This is a genomic window from Azospirillum sp. TSO22-1 (assembly GCF_003116015.1).
Lineage (GTDB): Bacteria > Pseudomonadota > Alphaproteobacteria > Azospirillales > Azospirillaceae > Azospirillum.
In genome coordinates, this window is sequence record NZ_LGQZ01000029.1 from 36,537 (window position 1) to 48,122 (window position 11,586).

General features: G+C 69.4%; 11 protein-coding genes. 4 read left to right on the forward strand and 7 right to left on the reverse strand.

The genetic code is table 11. From position 1 onward, the window contains the following. The gene (locus tag TSO221_RS09235) at nt 1–462 is read right to left on the reverse strand and encodes a (2Fe-2S)-binding protein (protein WP_109118198.1); all 462 of its coding nucleotides are present in this window, start codon (nt 460–462) and stop codon (nt 1–3) included. Nucleotides 463–745: 283 nt separating this feature from the next. Between TSO221_RS09235 and TSO221_RS09240 the strand changes: the two genes are divergently transcribed. Further along, on the forward strand, nt 746–3,025 hold the full coding sequence (locus tag TSO221_RS09240) for an NADP-dependent malic enzyme (protein ID WP_109118199.1): 2,280 nt from the start codon (nt 746–748) through the stop codon (nt 3,023–3,025). Nucleotides 3,026–3,071: 46 nt separating this feature from the next. On the opposite strand, the gene TSO221_RS09245 is transcribed toward TSO221_RS09240, so the two are convergent. From TSO221_RS09245 to TSO221_RS09270, 6 genes are all read right to left on the reverse strand, one after another. Next, nucleotides 3,072–3,665 carry a DUF3501 family protein gene (locus TSO221_RS09245; protein ID WP_109118200.1) on the reverse strand — a complete coding sequence of 198 codons (594 nt, stop codon included), beginning with the start codon at nt 3,663–3,665 and terminating at the stop codon, nt 3,072–3,074. Nucleotides 3,666–3,696: 31 nt separating this feature from the next. Further along, nucleotides 3,697–5,052, reverse strand: a complete 1,356-nt coding sequence (locus TSO221_RS09250) for a heterodisulfide reductase-related iron-sulfur binding cluster (protein ID WP_109118201.1) — start codon at nt 5,050–5,052, stop codon at nt 3,697–3,699. A 171-nt stretch (nt 5,053–5,223) separates the two neighbouring features. Further along, entirely contained in the window at nt 5,224–5,643 is a 420-nt protein-coding gene (locus TSO221_RS09255; protein ID WP_109118202.1) for a rubrerythrin family protein, read from the reverse strand. Between the two features lie 185 nt (nt 5,644–5,828). Next, nucleotides 5,829–6,254 (reverse strand): iron response transcriptional regulator IrrA, encoded by a 426-nt coding sequence (irrA, locus tag TSO221_RS09260; protein ID WP_109118203.1) that lies wholly within the window; start codon nt 6,252–6,254, stop codon nt 5,829–5,831. A gap of 155 nt (nt 6,255–6,409) precedes the next feature. Beyond that, entirely contained in the window at nt 6,410–7,807 is a 1,398-nt protein-coding gene (locus TSO221_RS09265; RefSeq protein ID WP_199229421.1) for a nitronate monooxygenase, read from the reverse strand. A gap of 170 nt (nt 7,808–7,977) precedes the next feature. Next, complete coding sequence (locus TSO221_RS09270) at nt 7,978–8,718, reverse strand: glycerophosphoryl diester phosphodiesterase (protein ID WP_109118204.1); 741 nt, start codon at nt 8,716–8,718, stop codon at nt 7,978–7,980. A 65-nt stretch (nt 8,719–8,783) separates the two neighbouring features. Here TSO221_RS09270 and TSO221_RS09275 point away from each other — a divergent pair, with 65 nt between their 5' ends. The 3 genes from TSO221_RS09275 (at nt 8,784) to TSO221_RS09285 (ending at nt 11,422) form a co-directional block, all read left to right on the forward strand. After that, nucleotides 8,784–9,806, forward strand: a complete 1,023-nt coding sequence (locus TSO221_RS09275; protein ID WP_109118205.1) for a lysine-2,3-aminomutase-like protein — start codon at nt 8,784–8,786, stop codon at nt 9,804–9,806. 88 nt (nt 9,807–9,894) lie between these two features. Beyond that, a complete protein-coding gene (locus TSO221_RS09280; RefSeq protein WP_158284035.1) occupies nt 9,895–10,458 on the forward strand; it encodes a Uma2 family endonuclease in 564 nt (187 codons plus the stop codon). Between the two features lie 58 nt (nt 10,459–10,516). Further along, nucleotides 10,517–11,422, forward strand: coding sequence for a neutral zinc metallopeptidase (locus TSO221_RS09285; protein WP_109118207.1), 906 nt, complete (start codon nt 10,517–10,519; stop codon nt 11,420–11,422). Nucleotides 11,423–11,586: the final 164 nt, after the last annotated feature.

The following is an 11,586-nucleotide window of genomic DNA, read 5'->3' on the forward strand; positions in this document are numbered from 1 at the left end:
TCAGGCCTCCAGCGTCTTGGCCGCGGTGTGGATGGCGGCGCGGATGCGGTGGTAGGTGGCGCAGCGACAGAGGTTGCCCTGCATCGCTCCGTCGATGTCCTCGTCGCTGGGCTTCGGCGTGCTGGTCAGCAGGGCCACCGCCGACATGATCTGCCCGGACTGGCAGTAGCCGCACTGGACCACGTCCAGTTTCTGCCAGGCGGCCTGCACCGCCTGGGCAACCTTGCCCTGGACGCCTTCGATGGTGGTGACGGCGCGGTTTGCCGCCTCCGACACCGGAACGGAGCAGGAGCGCACCGGCGCCCCCTCGATGTGCACGGTGCAGGCGCCGCACTGCGCCTGCCCGCACCCGAATTTCGTGCCGGTGAGGCCGGCGGCCTCCCGGATCGCCCACAGCAGCGGCATCTCCGGATCGACGTCCAGAGTGACGGTGCGGCCGTTGAGCACAAGGCTGATGGCCATGGAACCCTCCTGCGGAATGCGTGTCGCGCCCTCTTCGACGGGGCTTGTTCTGGGCGCAAGTGAACGCCTCGGTTCAGTGATATGCAACTCCGACGGAAGGAGAGGATGGACTTTCGAGTGTGTGCCGTTTCTGTCCTTCCGACACAAAAAAATGATCGAATCGTGCTTTCGCGGTGCACACCGCGCTGGCAGGTTGCGTTTATCGCCGCTAACATCGCCGGTTCCGAACAGCCGGCAGCACCAAAGAACCGGCGAAGCGTCAGACTCCGAGGACTGCACTCCCATGGCCGAAACCGACACCAAGCGCGTCACCGACGAAGAAGCCCTGCTGCTGCACGCCAGCGGCCGCCCGGGCAAGCTGGAAATCACCGCCACCAAGCCGCTGACCACGCAGCGCGACCTGTCGCTGGCCTACTCGCCCGGCGTCGCGGCGCCCTGCTTGCGCATCGCCGAGGATCCCTCGCTGGCCTACGACTACACGGCCAAGGGCAACGTGGTGGCGATCATCTCCAACGGCACGGCGGTGCTGGGCCTCGGCGACCTGGGCGCGCAGGCCAGCAAGCCGGTGATGGAGGGCAAGGCCGTCCTGTTCAAGCGCTTCGCCGACATCGACGGCATCGACCTGGAGGTCGATACCAGGAACGTCGAGGAGTTCATCAACTGCGCCCGCTTCCTGGGGCCGTCGTTCGGCGGCATCAACCTGGAGGACATCAAGGCGCCGGACTGCTTCGTGATCGAGGAGCGGCTGCGCGAGATCATGGACATCCCGGTGTTCCATGACGACCAGCACGGCACCGCCATCATCGCCGCCGCCGGCCTGATCAACGCCTGCGACATCACCGGGCGCAGCCTGTCGGACGTAAAGATGGTGGTGAACGGCGCCGGTGCGGCGGGCATCGCCTGCGCCCAGCTGTTCAACGACCTGGGCGTGCGGCGCGAGAACATCACGCTGTGCGACACCAAGGGCGTCGTCTACCGCGGCCGAACCGACGGCATGAACCAGTGGAAGTCGTCCTTCGCCATCGACACCGACAAGCGCACGCTGGAGGAGGCGGTGGCCGGCTCCGACGTGTTCGTCGGCCTGTCGGCCAAGGGCGCGATGACCCAGGCCATGGTCAAGACCATGGCCGCCAAGCCGATCATCTTCGCGCTGGCCAACCCGGATCCGGAGATCACGCCGGAGGAGGCCAAGGCGGTGCGCCCCGACGCCATCGTCGCCACCGGGCGCTCCGACTACCCGAACCAGGTCAACAACGTCCTGGGCTTCCCGTACCTGTTCCGCGGCGCCCTGGACGTGCGCGCCAGCACCATCAACGAGGCGATGAAGCTCGCCGCCGCCCAGGCGCTGGCCGCCCTGGCGCGCGAGGACGTGCCGGACGAGGTGGCCGCCGCCTATTCCGGCCGCCGCCTCAACTACGGCCCCGACTACATCATCCCCACGCCCTTCGACCCGCGCCTGATCGTCACCGTGCCGTGCGCCGTGGCGCAGGCGGCGATGGAGAGCGGCGTGGCGCGCAAGCCGATCGTCGACATCGCCGGCTACCGCGCCACGCTGCGCACCCGCCTCGACCCGACCGCCGACTCGCTGGAGATGATCCTCGAGAAGGTGCGCACCCAGCCGAGGCGCGTCGTCTTCGCCGAGGGCGAGGAGGAACGGGCGATCCGCGCCGCCCTCGCCTTCAAGGCCGCCGGCTACGGCACGCCGGTGCTGGTCGGCCGCGAGGAGGTGATCAGGGAGCAGCTCGCCGCCATGGGCCAGGCGGCGATGGCCAGCCACCTGGAGATCCACAACGCCCGGCTCTCCGACTCGAACCGCCGCTACACCGACTTCCTGTACCGCCGGCTGCAGCGCAAGGGCCTGCTGTACCGCGACTGCCAGCGCATGGTGAACCAGGACCGCAACGTTTTCGCCGCGCTGATGGTGGCGCAGGGCGACGCGCACGCCGTGGTCACCGGCCTGACCCGCAGCTTCCCGGTCAGCTTCGACGAGGTCACCCGCGTGTTCGACGCCAAGCCGGGCGAGCGGGTGTTCGGCCTGACCGCGATGATCAACCGCTCGGGCACGGTGTTCATCGCCGACACCACGGTGAACGAGGTGCCGGACCCGGAGACGCTGGCCGACATCGCCGTGCAGGCCGCCGCCAAGGCGCGTCAGATGGGGCACGAGCCGCGCGTGGCGCTGCTGTCCTACTCCAACTTCGGCCAGAACCGGTACGGCGAGAACGTCAAGCGCGTGCGCGACGCGGTGGCCCTGCTGGACGCGCGCAAGGTGGACTTCGAGTACGACGGCGAGATGTCGGCCGACGTGGCGCTGGACCACGAGCTGATGCGCCGCGTCTACCCGTTCTGCCGCCTGTCGGGACCGGCCAACGTGCTGGTGATGCCGGCGCTGCACGCCGCCAACATCGCGGCCAAGCTGCTGCAGAAGATGACCCGCGGCACGGCGGTGGGCCCGCTGCTGATCGGCCTGGACCATCCGGTGCAGATCGTCACCATGGGCGCCACGGTCAACGACATCGTCACCATGGCGGCGCTGGCCGCGCACGACTCGATCGCCGGGTAAGCGTCAGGGAGGGGGCGAAAGCCCCCTCATACCGGCGCTGTCCGCGTCACGCGAAGTCCTTCGCCAGTTGCTCGCGCACCCGCTCCGGCATCACGGCCATGTGGCCGTAGTTGGGATGGGTGAAGGCGACCACGACCTGGGTGCCCGGCGTGCGGAAGGCCGCCGCCTGCGCGTCGGTGAAGTCGAAGTGCATGAAGTGCACCGCCGATGCCTTCCCGTCCTCGTTGGTGCGCTCGACGTCGCCCTCCGGCCGGGCCTGGACGGTGTGGCCGGCGAACTGCAGCTGCATGGTCTCCTCGACGCCGCCGATGCGGGACAGGAAGCTCTGGCGCTGGATGGGATTGTCGATCTCGAACATCACCGTGGCGACCAGCTCGCGTCCCTTGGGGATCAGCGGGTTGTAGGCGCGCAGCTCATCCTCGATCTGCTCTTCGCCGCCCTTCTCGATGTAGAGCATCTCGTGGATCTGCTGCCACATCGTGTCGTAGTTCTCGAAGTAGAAGGTGACATAGGGGCCGACCGAGACGCGGCGGTGCTTCTTCACCTCGACCAGAGCCTTGCGGCGGGCGGCGCGCTCCTTGGCGTACTCGGCCGGCGGGATGATGTCGGCGCGGGTGATCTCGGTCTTAAGGGCGGTCATGAACGACGCCTCCAACTGCGGTTGAACGCGCTTAAACGGTGATGCCGTAGGCGCGGGCGAAGATCTCGATGGGGTGCAGGTTCTCCGGCGGCGCGGCCTCGCCGTCCAGCCGCTCGATCCCCTGCATGATGTGCAGGCCGGCGAGCGGGCACTCCGAGGAGACGTACTGCTTGCCCGCCTTCACCGCCTGGTTGGCCACCGGGCGGCCGACCTTGATGGCGGTCGGGAAGTTCTCCTTCAGCACGCCCCAGGACCCGCCGTGGCCCGAGCAGCGCTCGATCACCTTGACGTCGGCCTGCGGGATCAGCCGCAGCATCTCCGCCGACTTCGCCCCCATGTTCTGCGCCCGCGCGTGGCAGGCGAGGTGCATGGCGACACCGCCCGGCACCGGCTCCATACCCTCCGGCAGGCCGTGCCGTTTGGCGATGTCGACCACGAACTCCGACAGGTCGAAGGTGGCTTGGCTGAGCTTCTCGACCTGAGCGCGGTGCGGCGCGTCCTTCGGCACCAGCAGCGGCCATTCCAGCTTGAGCATCAAGGCGCAGCTGGGAATCAGCGCCACCACGTCGTAGCCCCGGTCGATCCACGACTCGAGCCCGCCGGCGACGTTCGCGGCGTTGCGGCTGACGCGGTCCAGCTCGCCCTGCTCCAGCTGCGGCATGCCGCAGCAGCCAGGGTAGGCGACCTCCACCTCGACGCCGAGCTTGGCGAGCACGGCGCGCGCCGCCATGCCGATGGACGGGTTGTTGTAGTTGGCGAAGCAGGTGGCGTAGAGCACCGCCTTGCGCTTGGCGTAGGCCGGCGCTTCGCGGTTGATCTCCACCGGCGTGTCGCTCGCCCGGCGCACCAGGGTGTGGCCGTGGAACGCCGGCAGGTGGGCTTCCTGGTGGATGCCGGCGACCTTTTCCATCATCGGGCGGGTCAGCGTGTTGCCGGTGTCCGACGCCCAGTTGGCGAGTGGCGCCACCAGGCTGGCCAGCTTGCCGTTGCGGTCGGTCTCCACCAGCTGGCGCACCGCGAAGGGCACGCCGCGCGTCTTCGCGTCGACGGCGCGGTAGCGCAGGATGAGGTGCGGGAAGTCGAGCGCCCACTCGTGCGGCGGCACGTAGGGGCACTTGGTCATGAAGCACATGTCGCACAGCGTGCAGGCATCGACCACCTGCCGGAAGTCCTCGGACTTCACGTCGTGCATCTCGCCGGGGCCGGCGTTGTCGACGAGGTCGAACAGCCGCGGGAAGCTGTCGCACAGATTGAAGCAGCGCCGGCAGCCGTGGCAGATGTCGAAGACGCGGCGCATCTCCGCGTCCAGCTTGGCCTCGTCGTAGAAGTCGGGATTCTGCCAGTCGAGCGGGTGGCGGACGGGCGCCTCGAGGCTGCCTTCGCGCATAATTCCTCCTGCGGCCGGGTTCGCTCCCGGTCTGCTGACTTCTGCCGGTAAGCCCCTCCCCCCTCGCGGGGGAGGGGTTTGGGGAGAGGGGGCACGGGCGAAGCCCGCAGGTTACGCTTGCCACCCTCTCCCCATCCCCTCTCCCGTCAAGGGAGAGGGGCTTTCGTCCGGTCAGGCCATCTGCTCCAAAGCCTTCTGGAAGCGGCCAGCGTGCGACTTCTCGGCCTTGGCGAGCGTCTCGAACCAGTCGGCGATCTCGTCGAAGCCTTCCTCGCGGGCGCTGCGCGCCATGCCCGGGTACATGTCGGTGTACTCGTGCGTCTCGCCGGCGATGGCGGCCTTCAGGTTGTTGGCGGTCTCGCCGATCGGCAGGCCGGTCGCCGGATCGCCGACCTCCTCCAGGAACTCCAGGTGGCCGTGCGCGTGGCCGGTCTCACCCTCGGCGGTCGAGCGGAACACCGCGGCCACGTCGTTGTAGCCCTCGACGTCCGCCTTCTGTGCGAAATACAGGTAGCGGCGGTTGGCTTGGCTCTCGCCGGCGAAAGCGGCCTTAAGGTTGTCCTCGGTCTTGGTGCCCTTGAGCGACGGCATCGTTTGTTCCCTCCTGAAGGATTGGCCTGAAGGATTTGGCGGCCGGCACCGCGACATGCGTCGAGGCGCGCCGGATCGGGCCGGGCACGCACTAGGCTGCCACCGACCGAAACGGGCGTCAACGGTTTAGAATTTTTCCAAAAATGGCCGCAAAGGCGCGCCCGCGGAACCGATCGGTTCCCCGGTCAGGCCTGCGCCGACGGCGCGAGGCGCACGATCACGTCCACGCGCGCCACCTTGGTGCCGTCGGGCGGGGCCGGCAGGTTGGCGACCAGGACGTGGTCGCCGGGAATGTCTTCCAGCCGGCCGGTGCCTTCCAGGAAGAAGTGGTGGTGCTCGGACGTGTTGGTGTCGAAATAGGACTTCCCGGCCTCCACCACAACCTCGCGCAGGAGGCCGGCGGCGGTGAACTGGTTCAGCGTGTTGTAGACCGTGGCCAGCGAGACGCGGATGTTGGCGCCCATCGCCTCCAGATGCAGCTGCTCGGCGGTGACGTGGCGGTCGCCGGTGTCGAACAGCAGCCGGGCCAGCCCGAGGCGCTGCCGCGTGGGGCGAAGCCCGACGGCGTGCAGACGGTCGAGAGCGCGCTTGTAGGGTCGGGTTCCGTTCATGCGTCGAGTCGGCGTGAGGGATCCACGGCGTCGCCCGCCGGGCCGCGACACACCGCCGCAGCCAAAAGTAAGATTAGAACGGTTTTAGCGGGGCGGCAAGCAATCGCTGAAAGAAAGGCCGGGCGCACCGCGCGCCGGGCCTTTCCCATCATGCCTCAGTACCCCGTGGCGATCCGCTCGACGAGCTGCTGCACCGTCGGGATGAAGCCGTCCTTGTAGTAGGGGTCGCTGGCGAAGCGGTAGGCGTTGTGCCCCGCGAACATCAGCTGGTTCTCGCAGTCGTCCGAATGGCTGACCGCCTGCAACGTCTTCTGGATGCAGTAGGAGCGCGGGTCGGCCTTCTTGCCGGTCGAGCCGTCGCCGTGCTGCGACCAGTTCGAGAACTGGCAGGCCGACAGGCAGCCCATGCAGTCGATCTGGTCCGTCAGGATCTGCTCCGCCTTGTCCGGCGTGACGAAGATGATGGTGCTGTCCGGCGTCTTCAGCCCGGCCGTGAAGCCCTGGTCGACCCAGGACTGGGCGCGCTGCCGGTCGGTCTCGGTCAGGTAGACCGGGCGACCGCGCGGGCCGATCGGGAACTCGGCCGCGTGCTCGCCCACCGGCTTCGGCATGTAGGCGACCTGCCGGTCGGAGCGGGCCATCAGCTCCTGCATGAACGGGTTCTTGACGCCCGAGGAGTAGAAGCCCGTCGGCGAGAAGCGGTTCAGCAGCACGTCGCCGTCCTTCAGCCCCAGCAGCTTCTTCTTCCACGCCATGGAGATCGGGCTCTCCTGCGTCAGCAGCGGGCGGGTGCCGAACTGGAAGGCGACGGGGCCGAGGTCCGGGTTGTCCAGCCAGTCCTCCCACTCGCTCAGCCACCAGACGCCGCCGGCCATGATGACCGGCACGTGCTCCAGGCCGAAGCTGTTCATCATCTGGCGCAGCGCCAGGACGCGGGGAAACGGATCCTCGGGAACCCGCGGGTCCTCGGAGTTGGACAGGCCGTTGTGGCCGCCGGCCAGCCACGGGTCCTCGTAGACCACGCCGCCCAGGTTGTCGCGGAACTTCTGGTAGGCGCGCAGCCACAGCGCGCGGAAGGCGCGCGCCGAGGACACGATCGGGTAGTAGTAGCAGCCGTAGCGTGCCGTGATCTCGGCGATGCGGTAGGGCATGCCGGCGCCGCAGGTGACGCCGTGGATCAGGCCCTTCGCCCCTTCCAGGGTGCCGTGCAGGATCTCCTCGGCCCCGCCCATCTCCCACAGCACGTTCATGTGGATGCGGCCCTGGCCGTTCGAGCGCTCGTGCGCGATCCTGGCCTGGGCGATGGCGCCCTGGATGCCGTAGGCGATCAGCTCGTCGTGCCGCTCGCGCCGGGTCTTGCCGTGGTAGATCTGCGGGATGAGGGTCCCGTGCTCGTCGTAGCTGTCGGCGTTCACGCCGGAGAACGTGCCGATGCCGCCCGCCGCCGCCCAGGCGCCGGAGCTTTCGCCGTTGGAAACCGCCACACCCTTGCCGCCTTCGACGAGGGGGAGCACTTCCCGGCCGGACATGACCAGTGGCTTCAGCGCCTTCAACGAAACCTCCAAACCGATCGAGCCGTATACGGAACCGGAAACAGGGTGAACGGAGCACCCCGCCGGAGAGTTGCCTTCTCCGCCGGTGCGCCCCGCCTGTTCCCGCGGCATTTATAGGAGGAAAAACGGCGGAGGACGAGCGGATTTGCATAGGCCTCCGCAGGAAAGCGTCATAGTCGGCCGAGCTGCTCCGCCAGACGGCCGGGCGCGTCGGTGAAGACGGCGGCGACGCCCCAGTCGAACAGCGCCTTCGCGCGGACCGCGTCGTTGACCGTGTAGGCCAGCACCGGCCGCCCGCTGGCGCGGTAGGCGGCGACCGTCACAGCGGTCTGCCGTTTCTGGTTCACGTTGAGGGTGGCCGCCCCGATCCGGTCGGCGATGGCGGCCCAGTCGGCCGGCGGCCGGTCCATCAGGTAGCCGCGCGGAATCTCCGGCGCCAGCGTGCGCGCCAGTTCCAGGCAGTCCACCTGGAAGCTGGAGACCAGCAGGGGACGATCGGCGGGCCAGCGGCGTTTAAGCGTGTTGATCGCCGTTTCGGCGGTCTCCAGGCTGCGGCCCGGCGTCGGCTTGATCTCGGCGTTGAGGCCGAGGTCGAGGTCCAGCACAAGGTCGAGCAACGCCTCGAAATGCGGCACCGGCTCGCCGGCGAACGGCGCGCCGAACCAGGAACCGGCGTCGAGCGCCCGCAGCTCGGCCCAGTCGATGGCCGCCAGGGCGCCGCGGCCGGAGGTGGTGCGCTCCAGGGTGTCGTCGTGAATCACCACCGGCACGCCGTCGCGGGTCAGCGCCACGTCGATCTCGACCCAGACGGCGCCCTGGCGCGCCGCCTCGCGGATCGAGGCCAGGGTGTTCTCCGGCGCCGATTCCTTGGCGCCGCGGTGGCCGATCAGGCGGGGAAGGGTCGACAGCATGGGGCCTGCGGGAGTATGAGCGGGGCCCTCACTATGGCGCACACCAGCGCGCGCGGGAACGGGACATGAAGGGTGCGAACAGCGTCGCCGATCTGGTGGCCGCCGGGCTGATGACGCCGGAGGCCGGGCGGGCCGTCACGGCCGTGGCCGAGCGCTACGCCGTGGCGCTGACCCCGTACGTGCTGGAGCGGCTGGCCGGCGCAAAACCAGATGACCCCCTGTACGCGCAGTACATCCCCTCTCCCGAGGAGGCGTACACCGCGCCGTCGGAGCTGGCCGACCCCATCGGCGACGACTCCCATTCGCCGGTCAAGGGCATCGTCCACCGCTATCCCGACCGCGTGCTGCTGAAGCCGCTGCACGCCTGCGCGGTGTACTGCCGCTTCTGCTTCCGCCGCGAGATGGTCGGCCCCGGCGGCGACGCGCTCTCCCCCGCCGAGCTGGACGCCGCCCTGGCGTACGTGCGCGAACACGGGCAAGTGTGGGAAGTGGTGGTCACCGGCGGCGACCCCTTCCTGCTCAGCCCGCGCCGCCTGTCCGCCATCGTGCAGGTGCTGGCCGACATCCCGCACGTCGCGGTCGTCCGCTTCCACACCCGCGTGCCGGTCGCCGACCCGGCGCGGGTGACGCCGGAACTGGTCTCCGCCCTGCGCGCCGAGGGCGTGACGACCTGGGTCGCCGTGCACGCCAACCACGCCGGCGAGCTGACCGCCGAGCCCGCGGCGGCACTGGCGCGACTGGCCGATGCCGGCATCCCGCTGCTCGGCCAGACGGTGCTGCTGAAGGGGATCAACGACGACGCGGCAAGCCTGGAGGCGCTGTTCCGCGCCCTGGTCCGCCACCGGGTCAAGCCCTACTACCTGCACCATCCCGACCTCGCCCCCGGCACCAGCCACTTCCGCCCGTCCATCGCCGAGGGGCAGGCGTTGGTGAAGGCGTTGCGCGGCCGGGTGTCCGGCGTCTGCCAGCCGACCTACGTGCTGGACATCCCCGGCGGCCACGGCAAGGCACCGGCCGCGCCGGCCTGGGTGGCCGAGGACGGCACCGTCGAGGACTTCACCGGCACCAGGCACCGCTACGAACCCTAAACACGGCTAAACATCCCGGAGAGCGGTTCAAGCCCCTTGAACCGCAGGCAGCGCGGACGCACCCTCTAGCGGTGAGATGGAGGCCGCGATGTCCGACCCCGCACGCAAGCTCGAACCGATAACGCTCGAAGAGTTCGACTCGATGGATTTCGGCGACCGCCGCGCCGAACTGATCGACGGTGAGGTTGTCGTCGCCCAGGCGTTCCCCAGCGCACGGCACGGACAGGTCGCCGCCTCCCTGGTGGTGGCCTTGTTCCAGGCCATCCGCGCCGCCGAGGCGGACTGCCGGGTCGAAACCGGAACCGGGATCGACATCCGCCTGGAAGCCGATTTCCGGCTTGGCCCGGACGTGATGGTCCGTTGTGGCGACGGCGATGGAGACCCGGTGCTGGTGGTGGAGGTGCTGTCGCCCTCCAACAGCGCGTCGGAGATGCTGCGGAAGCTGCGCGCCTATCAGGCCGTCGAGTCCATCACCGACATCCTGTTCCTTGAACAGGACGAGCATTACGCCCAGCACTGGAGCCGCCGGCCCGGCGAGCCCTGGGGCGCACCGGTGTACCTGATCGGCCCCGACGCGATGGTGCGCATCGCGCGCTTCGGCGCGGAAATCGGTCTGGCCGACATCTACCGGCAGGCGCTGCGCGACCGCTGAACGGTGGAACGCCGCCCCGTTGCCGCTGGTTTTCCCTTCATCGGAACGGGAGGACGGCATGCGCTGGCAGGACGGGCGGGAGAGCGAGAACATCGAGGACCGGCGTGACGAGGGCTATTCCGGCGGTGGTTTCGGCGGCGGGCGCATGGGCATCCCGATCCCCATCGGCCGCGGCGGCCTGGGCATCGGCGGGCTGGTGGCGGTGTTTCTGATCTCCTGGGTGCTGGGCATCGACCCGATGGCGCTGCTGGGCGGCGGCGACCCGACGGTCGCCACGGCGCCGCGCACCACCACGGTGCAGCGCGCCCCACGCTCCGGCGCCGAGGACGAGCTGAAGAGCTTCGTCGGCCACGTGCTGGCCGACACCGAGGACACTTGGAACGCCGCCTTCCAGCAGATGGGGCGCACCTACCAGGAGCCCCGGCTGGTGCTGTTCTCCGGCGCGGTGGACTCGGCGTGCGGCACGGCGCAGTCGGCGATGGGGCCGTTCTACTGCCCGCTCGACCGCAAGGTCTACATCGACCTCGGCTTCTACCGCGACCTGCGCGACCGCTTCCACGCGCCGGGCGACTTCGCCCAGGCCTACGTCGTCGCGCACGAGGTCGGCCACCACGTGCAGACGTTGCTGGGCATCTCGCAGAAGGTCGGCGAGGCGCAGCAGCGCGCCTCCAAGACGGAGGCCAACGCGCTGTCGGTGCGCCTGGAGTTGCAGGCCGACTGCTTCGCCGGCCTGTGGGGCAACGCCGCGCAGCGCCGCGGCGTCCTGGAGCCCGGCGACGTGGACGAAGCGCTGAACGCCGCGACCGCCATCGGCGACGACCGCCTCCAGCAGCAGGCGCGCGGCCGGGTGACGCCCGACAGCTTCACCCACGGCAGCTCCGCCCAGCGCGTGCGCTGGTTCAAGCGCGGCATGGACAGCGGCCGGCTGGACGCCTGCGATACGTTCTCGGCGGAGCGGCTCTGAGCCCCCCCGCCTCCGGTGGGGGAGGATGGGTGGGGGCAGCGGTCATCCCGCGAAGCCGTAGCTCCCACCCTCCCCGCTGCGCGGGTCCCCTCCACCGGTCGCCCGCAAGTCGGGCGACCGCGCTCCGCCTACGATCGCCTTCGGCGCTCGTTAACTTCGTTACC